Consider the following 17196-nt stretch of genomic DNA (forward strand, 5'->3'; position numbering starts at 1 on the left):
TATACCGTCGTAGTCCGCACACCGGACTCGCGTTCCCGCGCTCGCCTTCGAGACCCGCGCGGGAAGCAGAATGTCACCGCACCGGCATCGCTGCGCTTCGCTCCCGAGGAAAGAGCGGACCACAGCTTCCCAGCGGTGTCGCGCGCGGACGACCACACGGGATAAGACATGGGTCAGATCATCCTTACACTCAAGGACGAAACCATCGCGTCGCTGCGCAAGGATTTCGAAGCGTTTCTGCGCGTGTCGCTGAAGCTCGATCCACAGTTCGCAACGCCGTCGTTTGAGGATTTTTTGCGGGCGAAGCTGCTCGACAACATGGTGCCGCTGACCGAAAACGCGGTGCAGCGCATGCTCGCGGGCGGTCAGTACGCATGGGCCAAGCGCACGCTCGGCAAGGAGTTTCCGGACGTCGTCGCGATCCTGATGCGGCAGGCAACCGAATTCGGTTTCGGCTTTGCCGTGCGCACCGAATGGACCCCCGAAGAGCTCGCGAAGCAGGCCCGTAGCTGGGCAGCAGCGATCGTCGAGGAAGCGCAGGGCGACGCGTTAATGGTCGATCCACTCGCCACGCAGATCAAATCGGCGGCGCAGGATATTCAAACGCTCGAGGAAACCATGCAGACGCCCGCATGGCGGCTTGCTGAATCGCTGCGGCAGCGGGTGTACGAGGCGAAGGTCGCGTGTGAAGCAAGCGTAGGCAGCGCGGCGCGCGAAAAGCTCGGCGAGTTGCGCGGACTGCTGCGACTTGGCATCGCGCACGGCTCGTTCCAGAAGCAGGAAGCGCAGCAGATCATGGAGTATCTGCGGTTGCTCAAGCCGGAAATTTTCGTCGAGGAACCCTACGATATATTCGCGCGTCTCGCCGCGTGGCTGCGCAACTTCTTTACGCCGCCGCCCACGCGCACGCAGCGGCCGTCACGCTGAACACGCCCGAGCGCACCGCCTCACTCCCACATCTTGCGGAGCTTCGCCGCGATCTGTAGCTTCGCCTGCGCCGCGGCCGCGAGCCCGGCCGCAGTCGGTGCCGCGGGCGGCGCGACGTGCGGCCACGCATAGGCATCGAAGTGCGACATCAGATGCGCGGGAATGAAGCGCGTTCGCGACGCCCAGACGTGCCGGTCGCCGAGATGCGTCTGGTTGTGCACATAAAAACGCTGCGGCACGACGATATGCAGGTCTTCCTTGGCGCGCGTCATCGCCACGTAGAGCAGGCGCCGCTCCTCGTCGATTTCTTCTTCGCTGCCGGTGCCGAGATCCGACGGAATGCAGCCGTCCACGCCGTTCAGTACGAACACGTTGCGCCATTCCTGACCCTTCGCCGAATGGATCGTCGAGAGGATCAGATAGTCCTCGTCGAGTAGCGGCACGCCGGATTCATCGCTCGTGGCATCGGGTGGATCAAGCGTCAGCTCGGTCAGGAAACGCTCGCGCGATGGATATGTGCCCGCGATGCTTTCCATTTGCAGCACGTCCGCATGACGAATCGCCGCATCTTCGTGATTGCGTTCGAGATGCGGCTCGTACCAGCGCCGGATCAGTTCGAACTCGGCGGGCCACGGCGACTCGCGCCCGCATACCGTCGACATCAGCGCGGCAAACGGCTGCCAGTCTTCGAACGCACGCGCTGGTGGCGCGAAAGCCGCGAGCGCATCGGCCGTGCGTACACCCGCATGAGCAGCCACCTGATCCAGCACGCGCCCAGCAGTAGCCGGCCCGACCCCGGGCAGCAGTTGCATCACGCGAAACCCCGCGACCCGGTCGCGCGGATTCTCCGCCCAGCGCAGCACCGCCAGCATGTCCTTCACATGCACTGCATCGAGAAACTTCAGCCCGCCAAATTTCACGAACGGAATGTTGCGTCTCATCAGTTCGATTTCGAGCGCTGCACTGTGATGGGCCGCACGAAACAGCACGGCTTGGGCCTTCAGCGTCATGCCGCCTTCGCGCGCTTCGAGCACCTGCTCGACCACATAGCGGGCCTGTGCCGCTTCGTCCTCGACGGTGACGAGACGTGGGCGCTGCGCGGACGCCTTGTCGGTCCACAGGTTCTTCGTGAAGCGTTCGGCCGCGAGATCGATGACCGCGTTCGATGCGGCGAGGATCGGTTGTGTCGAGCGGTAGTTACGCTCGAGCGTCACCTGCTTCGCGGGCGGATCAAAATGCGTGGGGAAGTCGAGGATGTTGCGTATCGTCGCGCCGCGAAACGAATAGATCGACTGCGCGTCGTCGCCGATTACGGTCAGGCCACGCCCGTCGGGTTTCAGCGCGAGCAGGATCGACGCCTGCAGACGATTGGTGTCCTGGTATTCGTCGACGAGCACGTGATCGAAGCGGCTCGACAGATCGGCGGCGATGGATGGTTCGGCGGCGACGTAGGACCAGTACAGCAGCAGGTCGTCGTAGTCGAGCACGCTTTGCTTCTGCTTCGCGTCGACGTAGGCGGCGAACAGCATGCGCAGGTCTGCTTCCCATTCGCAGCACCACGGAAACGCCTGAGCCAGCACGTCCGCGAGCGTGGCACCGGTGTTCACGACGCGCGAGTAGATCGCGAAGCAGGTGCTCTTGGATGGAAAGCGCCGCTCCTTCGCGGACAGGCCGAGTTCGTGGCGCACGAGATTCATCAGGTCGGCGGAATCTTCGCGATCGTTGATCGTGAACGCCGGCGACAGGTCGATCCGCTCGGCGTATTCGCGCAGCAGCCGCGCGCCGACGCTATGGAACGTGCCGGACCACGTCAGGCCCTGCGCGGCCACCGCACGCGTGCCGAGCGCAGCACCCGCGATGCGTGTCACGCGCCGGGTCATTTCCTGCGCGGCACGGCGCGAAAAGGTCAACAGCAGAATGCGCCGCGGGTCGGCGCCCTTCACGATCAGCTGCGCGACGCGGTGCGCGAGCGTATTGGTCTTGCCGGACCCCGCGCCAGCGATGACCAGCAGCGCGCCCGGCGGCTGGGTTGCATCGGCGGTGCCGTACTCGACGGCTTCGCGCTGCGCGTCGTTGAGCTTCGCGAGCCAGGCGGCGGTGTTGGGTAGCGGGGAATCGGCGACGGAGAGCACGGTAGGCAGTGGCGAGAGTGGTGAGAGTGGTGAGCGACGGATACTGTATATCCATACAACCTTCGGCGGCAAGCGCCCTATTTCCTGAGCCGTCGCCGGCCGCTTGCCCGACGACGCAACCACACGCGATGCAAGGCCATCCAGCCCGCGAACACGGGCGCAAAAAAGCGGCCCGGACACTGACGTGCTCCGGGCCGCTCGTGGCACATGCGTGACGCGAAGGAGAAAGCTCAGACTTCAAGCGGCTTCTCCCCGCACCTCGCTATTCCTTCTTCGCGTCCTTCTCTTTCGCGTCGGCGGTCGCCTTGTCTGCGTCGGCTTGCGCGTCGGCCTGCTGTTTGTCGGCCTTCGCCTGCGCGACCGAGGTTTTATGGTCCGCCTTCGCCTGGGCCTTCGCCGCCTTTTTATCGGCATGCGTCGTGGGCTCCGACACCGGATCGTGCGACTGCGCGACGGCTGCCGCCGACAGGCAACCTGCGACCAGCGCCACACCGAGCGTACTAATCAGCTTGTTCATGAATGGGTTCCTCCTTTGCATGACGGTGAGCATCGCGCGGCTTAGTGCTGCCCGCTATCCGGGCCTGGCGTCGCAGCTTGAGCCGGCGTGCCCTTCATGTCGGCCTTCATCTCGTTGTTCGCGGCCTGCTTGTCGGCCTTGCGATTCACCTTCGCGTCATGCACCTGCTGCTTGTACTCGGTCTTCGATGCCTTCTTCGAAGCGCTGTAGTTGGCATTCGCCTGCGCGTCGGCGTTACGCTTTTGCACCAGCGGGTCAGTCGGGCTGGAAGCGGTCAGGCGCTGCGGAGCGGGCGTGACGGGCTGCTCGATACCGGCGGCGGCCGGTGCGGCGGGCGGCATTTCACCACCCTGCCCACCACCCTGCGCGGCCGGCGCCTGCATCTGTGCCTGACCCGCGACATCAGGGGCCGGCGGCGCGGCGGTCTGCGCCAGTGCGGCGCCGGTAGCGAGCGTGCTCAACGCGGCGGTCAGGGCGGTACCGATCAGTAGCGAACGAATCTGAGTCATGGCTATCCTCTCCAAGGTTGTCGCGATCGGGCGTTGTAGCCACTGGCCCTCGGCGCCAGCGACACCCGATCGTTTCTGTGAACCGCCGCAAAAGCGCAGCAGTTATTCCCACAGACGGACCGTATCGAGTGAAGTTCGCGAAAAACAGGCAGTGTTACGGAACGTTTCATTTCCTGACATCTGCATAACATCTGCTTGCATTTGCCGGTGAGACCGCACAAAGCCGCTTGGGACAAGCATCCGTCCGGCGTCTGGCTTATGATGCGAACCCGTTCCGCTTTCCAGTCGCACACGCCATGCCCAACCTCGATTTCACGCTGACCGGCGACTACGTCGAGTTGCACAATCTCCTGAAGATCACAGGCCTCGCGGACAGCGGCGGCTCCGCCAAGGTGCGTGTCGCCGCCGGCGAAGTGCTGGTCGACGGCCAGGTCGAACTGCGCAAAACGTGCAAAATCCGCGCGGGCCAGGTCGTGCTGCTGGGCGACACGCGCATCGCGGTACACGAGGCGTAGCGGGCGCAAACTTCGCCAGCGTGCGGCGCGCCTTCAGCCTCCTCGCCAAACCCGCACCAAAAGTGTGCCTGTTGATCGACAACGGAGCGCGCAGGCAATAAGCTGTCATCTTGTCAGCTTCAGCGGAAAACACTGATCAATCACGACACCGGCGTCGCCCGTGTCGTCCGCTTCTATTTGCAGGCCAACCATGACCCACACCGGCCAACCCCAACCGGGCCGTTCCGCCTTTTCGCGCGCCGTCTCGGCGCCCCCGTCGCTGTCGCGCCATGCCGCCGACACCGCTCGTCTCGCCGCACCGCTTGCCATTGCGCAGCTCTCGCAGATGGCGATGAGCGTGACCGATACCGTGCTGCTCGGCTCGCTCGGCGCCGATGCGCTCGCAGCCGGCGGCCTCGGCGCGAATCTGTTCTTCACCGTGGTCACGCTGCTGCAGGGCGTGCTGACCTCGGTCAGTGTCAGCGTCTCGCATGCGCGCGGCGCCCAGGCCGAAGACCGCGTGCCGCACATCTACTGGACCGGCTTCCTGTTATCCGTGCTGCTGTCGATACCGGCGTTCGTGCTGCTGTCGTTCGCGACGCCGATCCTGCTCGCGTTCGGCGAGCCGGCCTTGCTCGCGCACAACATCGGCGAATACACGGGCGTGCTGCGCTGGGCGACGCTCGGCAGCCTGATCGGGATCGGATTGATGCGCTCGTTCCTGCCCGCCATCGGCGCAGCCAAGCGCCTGCTGTGGGTGTCGCTGGGTGGGGTGTTCGTCAACGGCTTTCTGAACTACGGGCTGATTCACGGTGCGTGGGGATTGCCGCGTCTGGGCTTTCTCGGGTCCGCGACTGCGACCACGTTCACGGTCTGGACGTCCGCTCTGATACTGATGGCGCTGCTGCATCTGCGCCCGCGCTTTCGCCACTTCGCAGTCGCGACACGCCCGAGCGTGCCGTTGATGAGCGAGCTGTTCGGCATCGGCTGGCCGGTCGCGATTACGTACGGCGTCGAAACGATGCTGTTTCTCACAACCGGCCTGATGATCGGCGTGCTCGGCGAATCGTCGCTGGCTGCGCACCAGATCGCATTGAACGTCGCGTCGGTCGCCTTCATGGTGCCGCTGTCGATCGGTCAGGCGGCAAACGTACGCGTCGGCTTCTGGACCGGCGCGCAGCAACCGCTCGCGGCCCGGCACGCGGGCTTCGTCGCGCTGGCGCTCGGGGTCGGCTTCATGACGCTGTCGGGTCTCGTGCTGATCCTGGCGCCGCATGCGATCGTCGGGCTGTACCTGCATCTCGACGATCCGCGCAACGCCGCGACCGTGCAGCTCGCCACCTCGCTGCTCGGTGTTGCGGCGCTGTTCCAGATCGTCGATGGCATGCAGACGGTCGGCTCCGGTTGTCTGCGCGGACTGAAGGACACACGCATCCCGATGATCGCCGCCGCAATCGGCTACTGGGGCATCGGCTTTCCGACCGGCTACACGCTGGCGTTCCACTTCGGCTTCGGCACACGCGGACTGTGGTGGGGACTTGCGGCCGGACTCGCGAGCGTCGCACTGCTGATGACGCTGCGCTTTCACAAGCTGAGCCTGCGCAACGTACGGATGGCTGCGGCAGCATCGTCGCATCCCGCGTCGTGAGCTAAGCAAAGCACGCGATCTTGGTTGGGGCCGATGAGTGGCCGCGCTACGATGAAGCCGTCTTACTTTGACACTCCTCTGACAGGGTTTTAACCCGCGCACTGCGCGGGTTTCTTTTTTGTGCGCCCGTTCACCGTGCCGGCCATCTGCCGCGTCGACGGTAAAATGCGCGGCGGGTTGCCTGCGTGCATCCCGCTGCGCATCTCACGAGGATGTGCTGACGCGCGTGGCACGTTCACCCTCGCCATACGCCCGCCGCACGATCCGCAATACCGCGATCCCATACACATCGCACGCAACAACCGCGTGCCGCGCACCATCGCTCCCAACATAAAACAGAACCAAGGACCACCTGTCATGCTCGCCCGGGTTACCCGTCTCTTTCCGCTGTGGGCTGTACTCGTTTCGCTCGCCGCCTATTTTTCGCCGGCATCGGTAAGCGGCATCGCGCCGCACGTCACCACCCTGCTCACCATCATCATGCTGGCGATGGGCGTCACGCTATCGGTAGCGGACTTTCAGCGCGTGTTCACGCGGCCCGCGCCGGTCGTCGCCGGCATCGTGCTGCATTACCTCGTGATGCCGCTCGCCGCATGGGCAATCGCGAAAGCGCTGCGGATGCCGCCCGATCTCACGGCCGGCATGGTGCTCGTCGGTAGCGTGGCGAGCGGCACGGCATCGAACGTCATGATCTATCTCGCGCGCGGCGACGTCGCGCTGTCGGTCACGATCAGCGCACTGTCGACGCTCGTCGGCGTGTTCGCAACACCGCTGCTCACGCGCCTCTATGTGGACGCATCGATTGCCGTCGATGTGCGCGGCATGCTGCTCAGCATCCTGCAGATCGTCGCCGTGCCGATCGCTGTCGGTCTCGTGATCAATCATCTGTTCGGCCGCATCGTGCGCAAAATTGAGCCCGTGCTGCCGCTTATTTCGATGGTCGCGATCCTGCTGATCATCGCGGCGGTGGTCGGCGGTACGCAAAAGAGCATCGCCTCGGTTGGGCTCGTCGTGATGCTCGGCGTGGTTCTGCATAACGGCATTGGTCTGCTCGGCGGCTATTGGGGCGGCCGGCTGCTCGGCTTCGACGAATCGGTCTGCCGTACGCTCGCGATCGAAGTCGGCATGCAGAACTCCGGTCTTGCCGCGACGCTCGGCAAACTCTATTTCACGCCGATCGCCGCCTTGCCCGGCGCGCTGTTCTCGGTGTGGCACAACCTGTCGGGCTCGCTACTTGCTGGCTACTGGGCGGGCCGCCCAGCGCGCGGGTCGACACGGGCCGCGCGGGCCGATACGCCGCCGGCCTGACGCATTCCCCTTTAGAATCGCGTCTAGAATCCGCTCCGGGCGATGCGCTGAAGCCATCGCCCGGCCGTGGCGGCAACGCCTCATCTACTCGACAGTCGATCCAGACGGAGGAAGCAGCGTGCCGGCGCATTCCCTTTCCACCCATCGCGCATCGGCCACACCCTGGCGGCACAGCGCCGTCGTAGCCGTCCGCGCAGCCCTGCTATGCATCGCCGCGACGCTGCTCGGTGCGTGCGCAACACGCCCGCCCGCCACCTCGATGAATCGCGAGGTCACGCACGCACTGCCCGCCGATACCGCGACGCCCCTGCTTGCCGCGCTCGCCGCACCGGAGCACGCGCATTCGGGCGAATCGGGCTTTCGCGTGCTGTCCAACGGCTCCGAGGCGCTGCAGATGCGTATCGCCCTCGCCCGCGCCGCGACGAAAACGCTCGACATGCAGTACTACATCGCGAACGAAGACACGACCGGCAAGTTACTGCTCGGCGCGGCGCTCTATGCGGCGGACCGAGGCGTGCGCGTGCGGATGCTGGTCGACGACCTGAACTTCGACGACATCGACAGCGTGATGGCCGCGCTGAACTCGCACGACAACATCGAGATCCGCGTGTTCAATCCGTTCGGTACCACGCACCGCGGCGTGTTCGAACGCACGACGAATCTCTTCACGAAGATCGACGGCTTTACGCGGCGCATGCACAACAAGGCGATGATCGCGGACAACCAGGTGTCGATTGTCGGCGGGCGCAATCTCGGCGACGAGTATTTCAGCGCGAGTACGACGCTGCAATTCCGCGATCTCGATGTGCTCGCGGCCGGTCCGATCACGCACGATGTCTCCGCGAGCTTCGACGAATTCTGGCAAAGCAGCAGTTCGTACCCGCTGCGCGCGTTGAATCATCAGAAGTTCGATCCGAAGGAACTCGATGCGATGCGCGACGAACTGCGCGCGCACTGGCGCGAAAACGCGGACCCGTACAACGCAAAACCATTGAACGCAACACCGCTCGCCGCGCAGATCGCGAACAACGAACTCGGTCTCACATGGGCGCCCGCCGAGTTCAAGGCCGATACACCCGACAAGATCGTCAAACCCACCGACGACTACGTCAGCCCGCCGATGCAGCGACTGATCGAACTGACGCACGACGCGCAGAAAGAATTCCTCGTCATTTCGCCGTATTTCGTGCCACACGATGCGGGTGTGAAAGGACTCGGCGTACTGACGCAGCGCGGCGTGCGCGTAGCGGTGCTGACGAACTCGATGGCCGCAACCGATGCGATCGCCGTGCAGGCCGGCTACAGCCCGTATCGCGTGCCGCTGCTGAAAGAAGGCGTCGAGTTATACGAATTCCGGCCGATCCAGAATCAACCGAGACCCGGCATCGCCGGCTCGCAATCGCGTGCGAGCCTGCATGCGAAAACTTACGTGATCGATCGCAAGATACTGGTGATCGGTTCGATGAATCTCGATCCACGTTCCGCGCATCTGAACACCGAACTCGCACTGGTAATCCACAGCGAATCGCTCGCCAGCGAAGTCGCCACGCTGTTCGATCGCGCGACGCAACCGGAGATCAGCTATCGCGTCACGCTCGCCACGCCGGCCGAACGCGCGCGTCTGAAAAACGACAGCGTGACCACGTCGCCGCTCATCTGGACCGATGTGGAAAACGGCCAGCAGCACACGTATAACCTCGATCCACATGCGGGTTTCTACAGAAATCTGCTGACGGGGATATGCTTGCTGTTGCCCATCGATAACGAGCTTTGACGGCGCCTCTGCCGGCCTCCCGCCGGGCCGCATCGTGCCGTGTCGAGAACCCGATCAGTCAAACGGAGTGAAATCATCATGACCGAAGATGTACGCATGGAGCGCGATACGTTCGGCGAAATCGCCGTGCCGAACGCTCGCCTGTGGGGCGCGCAGACGCAGCGCTCATTGCAGAATTTCCGCATTTCGTCGGAGAAGCAGTCGCCGGAACTGATCACGGCGCTCGCTGTGATCAAGCGCGCCGCCGCCGAAGTGAACCTCGGGCTCGGCGTGCTCGACGACACAAAGGCACACGCCATCATGCGCGCCGCCGACGAGATCATCGACGGCCAGCATCCGCAGGAATTCCCGCTCGCGGTCTGGCAAACCGGGTCCGGCACGCAGACCAACATGAACCTCAACGAGGTAATCGCCAATCGCGCGAGCGAACTGCTCGGCGGTGAACGCGGTGAGGCGCGCAAGGTGCATCCGAACGACGACGTGAATCGCGGCCAGTCGTCCAACGACGTATTCCCCACCGCGATGCATGTGGCCGCCGCGACCGGCATCGTCCGGCATCTATTGCCTGCATTGAAGACGCTGCGCGATACGCTCGATGGCAAGGCAAAAGCGTTCGCCGGCATCGTGAAGATCGGCCGCACACATCTGCAGGATGCGACGCCGCTGACGCTCGGTCAGGAATTCTCCGGCTACGTCGCGCAACTCGATCAGGGCATCCGTCACGTCGAATCGACGCTGCCGCATCTGTACGAACTCGCTCAAGGCGGCACGGCGGTCGGTACCGGGCTCAACGCGCATCCGCAGTTCGCGACGAAAGTCGCGGCCGAGATCGGCAAGCTGACCGGTGTGCCGTTCGTGTCCGCGGCCAACAAGTTCGAAGTGATGGCAGCCGCCGATGCACTCGTATTCGCGCACGGCGCATTGAAAACCGTCGCCGCCAGCCTGAACAAGATCGCCAACGACGTGCGCTGGCTCGCCAGCGGTCCGCGCTGCGGCCTCGGCGAACTGTCGATTCCGGAAAACGAACCGGGCAGCTCGATCATGCCGGGCAAGGTCAACCCGACGCAGTCGGAAGCGCTGACCATGCTATGTGCACAGGTGTTCGGTAACGACGTCGCGGTGAATATCGGCGGCGCGAGCGGCAACTTCGAACTGAACGTGTTCCGCCCGATGATCGCGCACAACGTGCTGCAATCCGTTCGCCTGCTCGCCGACGGCGCGCAGAGCTTCAACGATCACTGCGCGGTCGGCATCGAGCCGAATCGCGAGCGTATCGATACGTTGCTCAACGAATCGCTGATGCTCGTCACGGCGCTCAATCCGCACATCGGCTACGACAAGGCTGCGCAGATCGCGAAGAAAGCGCACAAGGAAGGCACGACGTTAAAAGCCGCCGCGCTCGCGCTCGGCTACGTGACGGAACAGCAGTTCGACGAATGGGTTCGTCCTGCCGATATGGTTGGTAACGTCAAAGACTGATACTGGCTTTAGCGGTTGCGCGCGGTACATGCCGTGCGCAACCGACCACATTCGAGCTGATTCAAACCTTGCCCTGCGCGACCGCCTCGGGCTTCAATTCGACGATCGCGTCGAGCGCATCCTTCACATCCATCGCGTACTTGGCAAGGCGCCGCTGCTCGTCGGTTTCCGGCACGAACGGCGGCACCGGCACCGGATGTCCGTTCTCGTTGACGGCGACCATCACGACGAGGCAATCGGTGGTTTGCAGCAGTTCGCCACCCTTCGGATCGCCCGCCTGCACCGACACGTGGATATGCATACTGGTGCGCCCGGTCGTCACCACGCGCGCGCGCAGTTCGACAAGATTACCGACGAGAATCGGCCGACGAAAACGGATATTGCCGACGCTCACGGTCACGCAATAGCGTCCGGACCAGACGGCCGCGCACGCGTACGCGGTTTCGTCGATCCACTTCATCAGCGCACCACCGTGCACTTTGCCGCCGAAGTTGACCGAAGTCGGCTCGGCAAGAAAGCGGAACGTGGTCTCCGATCGATCGAGGGATGCTGCGGGGGTAGACATGGGGACTCCGGTCGGTCAGAACGGGCCGGCCGCGGCAGTGCGGCTCGGCGCTGCGGCAAATCTTACCCCGGCATCGGCCACGCGACAAAATCATCGGTCCGTTATCGACCTGCCGCTGCGCGATATCACAGCGCCTGACGCAGACCAACGTCTACGCACCCATCGTCGCCCGAACGGTAACAGACCGTCTAAATTGCGCGACCAGCGAACCCGCCAGGACTAGATTGGAATCGTCGATTCTCCGGTAGCAAGGGTGCAGACATGAAGACCGCTCTTTTCTTTTCCAGCCTGTCGCGCTTGTCGCGCTTGCATACGGAAATTATCCTGCTTGCCAACGGCTACATGGAAGTCGCCTGTCCCGATTACGAATTGCCGGAGTTGAACCGTCACTGGCTGATTCGCAGGGTGGTCGACTACGGGGTCGTCTGCCTGCTTTGAGGTTCGGCGGAAAAGTGGCTAGTGGTTGACGTCAGGCGCGGGACCGCGCGGCCGGTCGGGTCGATGCGAAGCGCTCGCGATAATCGTGTGGCAGCACGCCGAAATGGCGCAAAAACGCGCGCCGCAGGTTCTGCTCGCTGCCGAATCCACATTCGAGCGCGATCCTTTTCAGCGGCCGGCTCGACTCGGCAAGCGCACGCGACGCCGCCTCGAGACGCAGCGCCGACACCGTCCGCGCGGGCGTGCGCCCCACTTCGTCGACGTAACGCCGCGCAAACGTGCGCGGGCTCATCCGTGCGCGTTCGGCGAGCCGCTCGACCGACAGGTCGTCGCGCAGATTCGTGGCGATCCAGCCGTGCAGCGCATCGAACGCGCCGGCCGCCGACGTCTGCGCCGCCAGCGTGGCGCTGAACTGCGACTGCCCGCCCTGCCGCTTCATGAACACGACGAGTCGCCGTGCCACCTGCATCGCGATCGTGTGGCCGAGGTCTTCTTCGATCAGCGCGAGCGCGAGATCGATGCCGGCCGTGACACCCGCCGAAGTCCACACGCTGCGTCCCGAGCGAGCATCGAGCGGCGCGCGGATGAAGATCGGCTCGGCGTCCACCTGCACGCGCGGAAATTGCTGGGCGAGGCGCCCAGCACTGCGCCAGTGCGTCGTCACGCGCAGGCCGTCGAGCACGCCCGCCGCGGCCAGATAGAACGCGCCCGTACAGACCGAACACACGCGCCGTACATGTGGCGCCCGCCGCGCGACCCACGCCACCAGTTCGGGCTGCAATGCGTAGCCTTCGTCGATCGGCACACCGGGGACGATCAGCGTATCGATCGATTCGCGCTCGAGCACGTCGAGACGTTGCGTGACAATAGGTAGACCGGGGTAGGTTTGCAGTACACCGCCGTCGATCGAGGCGATGGAGAGCCGGTATGCAGCCGGTGCCTGCTCGCGTGCGTCCTGAACACTCTGCGCACCGGTTGCGCAGCGCCGGTCTGCGGTGATGAGTTCGGCACGCCAGAACGCTTCAAGCGGGCCGCTCGCATCGAGCAACACGAGGTCGGGCGCTACTGCGAACACGATGTGGCGCGCAGCTGGCGCGGCGGCTGCTTCGTTCGCGGCCCGGGTTGGAGTTTTCACGGCCGGCACTCGCCGACCGGTTTTCGAAGCGGTTACGCCGCTCATCTATCGCCCCTGTATCGCGCCGTTCGAACGCTCTGCATTGCGCACATGCGAAGCGATCCTTGCGAAAGAAGAGCGGGAAACGGCATTGAAAAGGTCGCGCAGCGAATGAAGGAAGCAAGGAAATGGGACGAAAGTCCGCTAGAGACTGGCGGAGCATCGCACGGAGCGATCTGGCAGAAAAGACAATCCTGCATCAATTTCCGCCAACCGTCGCTTTTCACCGTTACCCGCGTGCCGGCCTTATTTGCTGTGATACGACACGCCTTCGTCGATCGTGCCGTACATCGAGATGCGGCCGGAACCCGGCCCCGACGCATCCGGGCCGCCACCCTGCGCGCAGGCAGCGCACAGCAATGCAACGGCAGCAAGAGCAAAGAGCAGCTTCATGGCAATGATTTCCGCAGAACAGGCAACGATTCTAGCCTGGCGACGCCCGGCGGCGCAGCGACCCTCGGCCGCTCATTCGACAATTCAGGCGAGGCTGAAACATCGAATACCGCATGCGGGTACAGTTGAGACATCGCGCTTGTGCCGTCTCGCGCCGCCCTTATCCAGCTTACCCAGCAAGGAAATCGCCATGCCCGCTGCAGCCACCGACGATCACAGCCACTTCCCCGGTTTAAGCCGGATCGGCGCGTTGCTGGCCGACCCGGGGCGCGCCGCGATGCTGTGGGCGCTGATGGACGGCAGCGCACGACCGGCCGGCGAACTGACGATGATTGCGGGCCTGTCGCCTTCCGCGGCAAGCGCCCATCTCGCGCGACTCACCGAAGGCGGCCTGCTGGCCGTCGAGGTACGTGGACGGCACCGCTACTTCCGCATCGCCACGCCCGATATCGCGGCATCGATCGAAGCGCTCGCCAACGTCGCACAAGCCACCGCACCGCAGCGTGCGGCACCGCGCACTGCGCGTACGGTGCCGGTCGACATGCGCTACGCGCGGACCTGCTACGACCACATGGCGGGAGAACTGGCGGTGCGCGTATTCGAGCGGATGGTCGAGCATGATCTGCTCACGCTGGACGGCGATGCGCTCGAAGCAACGTCGAGCGGCACCGCGCATCTCGCGGACTGGGGTATCGATGTAGCGGGTCAACACACACGTCGACGACGCTTCGCGTGTACCTGTCCCGACTGGAGCGAACGGCGCCCCCATCTGGGTGGTGCGCTCGGTGCAGCGCTACTCGATTCGTGGTCTCGCCAGGGCTGGGTCGAGCGCACCGAGCGGCCGCGCATCCTGCGCATTACGCCGACCGGTCATCAACGCTTCAACGAGTTTCTTGCGCGGTAACGGTTCGATCGACAATACCGCTCAACCATACCGCTCGAACGAATCATCCGATCAAACCGCCATCGGCGCCGTCAACGGCTCGTGATGCTGGTAACCGACGAGCGAGAAATCCGCCGGTTCGATCTTCTCCAGCCATTCGGGTTCGTAGACACCGGTTTGCGCGTAGTCCGGCACACGGTCGGCGATCGCGAGACGCGGGCTCTCATACGGTTCGCGCGTGAGCTGCTGTTGCAGCATGTCGAGCTGATTCTCGTAGATGTGCGCGTCGCCGATGAAGTAACTAAACCAGCGCGGCGTGTAACCGGTGAGACGTCCGACCAGATGCAACAACGCCGCCCCTTCGGTCAGATTAAACGGCGTACCGAGACCAACATCGTTGCTGCGGATGTACAGGCACAGCGAAATCTCGCGACGCGTTACGTTGGGCAGGAACTGATACAGCAGGTGGCAGGCGGGCAATGCAATCTCTTCGAGCACCGCGGGGTTCCAACCATGAAACAAAATGCGTCGGTCCGCCGGGTTCTGCATGATCGTGTCGAGACATTGGCGCAACTGGTCGACGGCCTTGTAGAGCAGCACCTTGCGCGTACCGTCTTCATCGAATGTCGTGACCGTGCGATAACCGCGCGCCGTCGCGTCGGCGATCCGCGCCGTGGCCTGCGCGTCGAGCACCTTGTAGGCCGGCCATTTGCGCCATTGCACGCCGTACACGTCGCCGAGATCGTCCGGTCCCTCGCGATACGGATTCGCGAGCCACTGCGGGTTATCGTTCGCGTTCGCATCCCACACCTTGCAGCCAAGCTCGCGAAATTCCGCAGCGCTGCGCGAGGCGCGGAGAAACCCTACCAGCTCGCCGATCGCCGACTTGAACGCGAGCTTCTTCGTCGTCACGGCGGGAAAACCCTGTTGCAGATCGAAGCGCAACATCGCGCCCGGCATGCTGATCGTACGAATGCCGGTGCGATTCTCCTGCCATGTGCCGGTATCGAGGATCGAGCGGACGAGGTCGAGGTATTGTTTCATGCAGGTTCCTTCGGCCGGGCGCAAGGCGCCCGCGGTTAGGCGAGAAACCGTGATTTTACCAAGCGAAGGGAGGATGTGTTCGGAGCGGCGCGCGCGAGGTGCGGCGCATGTTGATACGGCGGTGTATCAGCAGCATGCGGCCGGCGCCGCAGCGTGCTGTCACAGATGCGGCATCGTGGCCTGCAGGTCGCCGTTCTGCGCGAGCGGCTCCGCCTCGATGTGCCGCATGCCATGCGCGCCCAGCAGACGATACAGCGTCACCCGCGAGATACCGAGTTCCTGTGCCGCATCGCCGAGCCGTCCGCGATGACGCAGCAGCGCGAGTTCGATGGCCTGACGTTCGGCCGCTTCGCGTGCCTGCGCGAGCGACACGGGCACGATCTCGACATACTCGGCGAGTTCGAGATCGCGCGCGGTGATCGCGCGTCCTTCCGACATCACGATCGCTCGCCGCACGCGATTGATCAGCTCACGCACGTTGCCAGGCCAGCTGTAGTTATGGAGCGCGGCAATCGCATCGGGGGAAAACCCGCGTAAGCGGCGGCTTGCATCCTTTTTGAAACGTTCGAGCATGTGTCGCGCGAGCAGTTCGATGTCCTTGCCGCGCGCGCGCAACGGCGGCTCGTCGATCTGCAGCACGCAAAGCCGGTGATACAGATCTGAACGAAACCGCCCTTCGATCATCGCCGCGGTCATATCGACGTGCGTCGCCGAAATGATGCGCACGTCGACGGGAATCGTGCCGTGACCGCCGAGGCGTTCCACCTTGCGCTCCTGCAGGAAGCGCAGCAGGCTCGCCTGGCTTTCGAGCGGCAGATCGCCGATTTCATCGAGAAACAGCGTGCCGCCGTTGGCCGCTTCGACGCGGCCGATCTTGCGCTGATTCGCGCCGGTAAACGCGCCGCGCTCGTAGCCGAATAGTTCGGATTGCAATAGATGAGGTGGAATCGCACCGCAGTTGATCGGCACGAACGGCGCGTTACGCCGCGATGAACGCTCATGAATCGCGACCGCGGTCAGCTCTTTGCCGGTGCCCGATTCGCCGGAGATAAACACCGGCGCGTCGGTCATCGCGACCTTACGAATAGAACGGAACAGCGCGAGCATGGCGTCGCAGGAGCCGACCATCTCGCCTTCGTTGCTGCTCTGTTTTGGATCGTTCGACGCGTTCTCGCCGAGCGACACCATGCCGTACGCATGCCCCACCGAGTCGACGATGCGATCGTCCGAATACGGCACCGTCACATAATCGAAACAGTAGTCGCGCACGAGCCTGCGCAGCGCCGCGTCCTGCAACTGGCCGGCCGTCGTGGCCGCTACCCAGCCGACGTTTTGCATCGTCAGGCACGCTTCGAATGCAGCGATTTCGTGTTGCTGAAAACGGCTTGTCAGATCGAGCAAACCGCCCGCCGCCATACCGGCGCGAACGGCGCGACGCGCGTCGCGTGCCGAGCCGACTACCTCGACATGCCAGCCACGGTCATGAAACTGGGTGTGCAACCTCACATTGGGGTCGCGCGAAACGTAAATCAATTGGCGCGTTGCGGATTCCATTATTCAGATCCTCTCGTCAACGAACGTTAAGGATGACGGCACGTACCTGAACATGTTTCAGACACGCTGATTCGCATCGGGACTCACGCAGGGCAAAACCCGAACGGCCATTCCATTCGTGCGAACAGCGAATCCCCGAAAAGCGGCGTGTGTGTGTGTATCGAGACGGCCCAGTAGCGGGCTTTTTAAAATATGGAACTGTTTTCGAGAGCTTACTATACGCCCGCCACTTAGAAAACACATATGCAAATTAATTGCTGAACACCTTGCCCAGCAAGGCTCGCATCGTGGTCCGCAAGTCTACGTCTTTTGAATAAAACGTTTCCACAAAGGGTTGACCATGAGTGATTGCGACGG

General features: G+C 63.7%; 16 protein-coding genes. 8 read left to right on the top strand and 8 right to left on the bottom strand.

Annotated features, from left to right (window positions below; all coding sequences use genetic code 11):
- Positions 1 to 168: 168 nt before the first annotated feature.
- Positions 169 to 927: a DUF4088 family protein gene (locus M0D65_RS04630; RefSeq protein WP_266251488.1), complete on the top strand. Its 759-nt coding sequence runs from the start codon at positions 169 to 171 to the stop codon at positions 925 to 927.
- 20 nt (positions 928 to 947) lie between these two features.
- Here M0D65_RS04630 and M0D65_RS04635 read toward each other — a convergent pair whose 3' ends face one another.
- From M0D65_RS04635 to M0D65_RS04645, 3 genes are all read right to left on the bottom strand, one after another.
- The gene (locus M0D65_RS04635; RefSeq protein ID WP_266251490.1) at positions 948 to 3059 is read right to left on the bottom strand and encodes an ATP-dependent helicase; all 2112 of its coding nucleotides are present in this window, start codon (positions 3057 to 3059) and stop codon (positions 948 to 950) included.
- A 262-nt stretch (positions 3060 to 3321) separates the two neighbouring features.
- The gene (locus M0D65_RS04640) at positions 3322 to 3576 is read right to left on the bottom strand and encodes a hypothetical protein (protein WP_266251492.1); all 255 of its coding nucleotides are present in this window, start codon (positions 3574 to 3576) and stop codon (positions 3322 to 3324) included.
- Between the two features lie 41 nt (positions 3577 to 3617).
- A complete protein-coding gene (locus tag M0D65_RS04645) occupies positions 3618 to 4085 on the bottom strand; it encodes a hypothetical protein (protein ID WP_266251494.1) in 468 nt (155 codons plus the stop codon).
- 296 nt (positions 4086 to 4381) lie between these two features.
- Here M0D65_RS04645 and M0D65_RS04650 point away from each other — a divergent pair, with 296 nt between their 5' ends.
- The 5 genes from M0D65_RS04650 (at position 4382) to fumC (ending at position 10788) form a co-directional block, all read left to right on the top strand.
- On the top strand, positions 4382 to 4600 hold the full coding sequence (locus M0D65_RS04650) for an RNA-binding S4 domain-containing protein (protein WP_091011545.1): 219 nt from the start codon (positions 4382 to 4384) through the stop codon (positions 4598 to 4600).
- Between the two features lie 190 nt (positions 4601 to 4790).
- Positions 4791 to 6227: an MATE family efflux transporter gene (locus tag M0D65_RS04655; protein ID WP_266251497.1), complete on the top strand. Its 1437-nt coding sequence runs from the start codon at positions 4791 to 4793 to the stop codon at positions 6225 to 6227.
- A 357-nt stretch (positions 6228 to 6584) separates the two neighbouring features.
- The gene (locus M0D65_RS04660; protein WP_091011543.1) at positions 6585 to 7535 is read left to right on the top strand and encodes a bile acid:sodium symporter family protein; all 951 of its coding nucleotides are present in this window, start codon (positions 6585 to 6587) and stop codon (positions 7533 to 7535) included.
- 118 nt (positions 7536 to 7653) lie between these two features.
- A complete protein-coding gene (locus M0D65_RS04665; RefSeq protein WP_266251500.1) occupies positions 7654 to 9309 on the top strand; it encodes a phospholipase D family protein in 1656 nt (551 codons plus the stop codon).
- Positions 9310 to 9387: 78 nt separating this feature from the next.
- Positions 9388 to 10788: a class II fumarate hydratase gene (fumC, locus tag M0D65_RS04670; RefSeq protein ID WP_266251502.1), complete on the top strand. Its 1401-nt coding sequence runs from the start codon at positions 9388 to 9390 to the stop codon at positions 10786 to 10788.
- Between the two features lie 61 nt (positions 10789 to 10849).
- On the opposite strand, the gene M0D65_RS04675 is transcribed toward fumC, so the two are convergent.
- Complete coding sequence (locus tag M0D65_RS04675; protein ID WP_091011541.1) at positions 10850 to 11353, bottom strand: acyl-CoA thioesterase; 504 nt, start codon at positions 11351 to 11353, stop codon at positions 10850 to 10852.
- Between the two features lie 261 nt (positions 11354 to 11614).
- Between M0D65_RS04675 and M0D65_RS04680 the strand changes: the two genes are divergently transcribed.
- Positions 11615 to 11791 carry a hypothetical protein gene (locus tag M0D65_RS04680; protein ID WP_266251507.1) on the top strand — a complete coding sequence of 59 codons (177 nt, stop codon included), beginning with the start codon at positions 11615 to 11617 and terminating at the stop codon, positions 11789 to 11791.
- 31 nt (positions 11792 to 11822) lie between these two features.
- On the opposite strand, the gene M0D65_RS04685 is transcribed toward M0D65_RS04680, so the two are convergent.
- Complete coding sequence (locus M0D65_RS04685; protein ID WP_266251509.1) at positions 11823 to 12926, bottom strand: GlxA family transcriptional regulator; 1104 nt, start codon at positions 12924 to 12926, stop codon at positions 11823 to 11825.
- A 285-nt stretch (positions 12927 to 13211) separates the two neighbouring features.
- Positions 13212 to 13358 carry a hypothetical protein gene (locus M0D65_RS04690; protein ID WP_170275846.1) on the bottom strand — a complete coding sequence of 49 codons (147 nt, stop codon included), beginning with the start codon at positions 13356 to 13358 and terminating at the stop codon, positions 13212 to 13214.
- Between the two features lie 190 nt (positions 13359 to 13548).
- Between M0D65_RS04690 and M0D65_RS04695 the strand changes: the two genes are divergently transcribed.
- Positions 13549 to 14262 (top strand): helix-turn-helix transcriptional regulator, encoded by a 714-nt coding sequence (locus M0D65_RS04695; protein ID WP_266251512.1) that lies wholly within the window; start codon positions 13549 to 13551, stop codon positions 14260 to 14262.
- Between the two features lie 51 nt (positions 14263 to 14313).
- On the opposite strand, the gene M0D65_RS04700 is transcribed toward M0D65_RS04695, so the two are convergent.
- Positions 14314 to 15285, bottom strand: a complete 972-nt coding sequence (locus M0D65_RS04700) for a thymidylate synthase (RefSeq protein WP_091011538.1) — start codon at positions 15283 to 15285, stop codon at positions 14314 to 14316.
- Positions 15286 to 15444: 159 nt separating this feature from the next.
- A complete protein-coding gene (locus M0D65_RS04705; RefSeq protein WP_091011537.1) occupies positions 15445 to 16839 on the bottom strand; it encodes a sigma-54 dependent transcriptional regulator in 1395 nt (464 codons plus the stop codon).
- Positions 16840 to 17196 lie beyond the last annotated feature (357 nt).

The organism is Paraburkholderia sp. CHISQ3 (assembly GCF_030464945.1).
Lineage (GTDB): Bacteria > Pseudomonadota > Gammaproteobacteria > Burkholderiales > Burkholderiaceae > Paraburkholderia > Paraburkholderia megapolitana.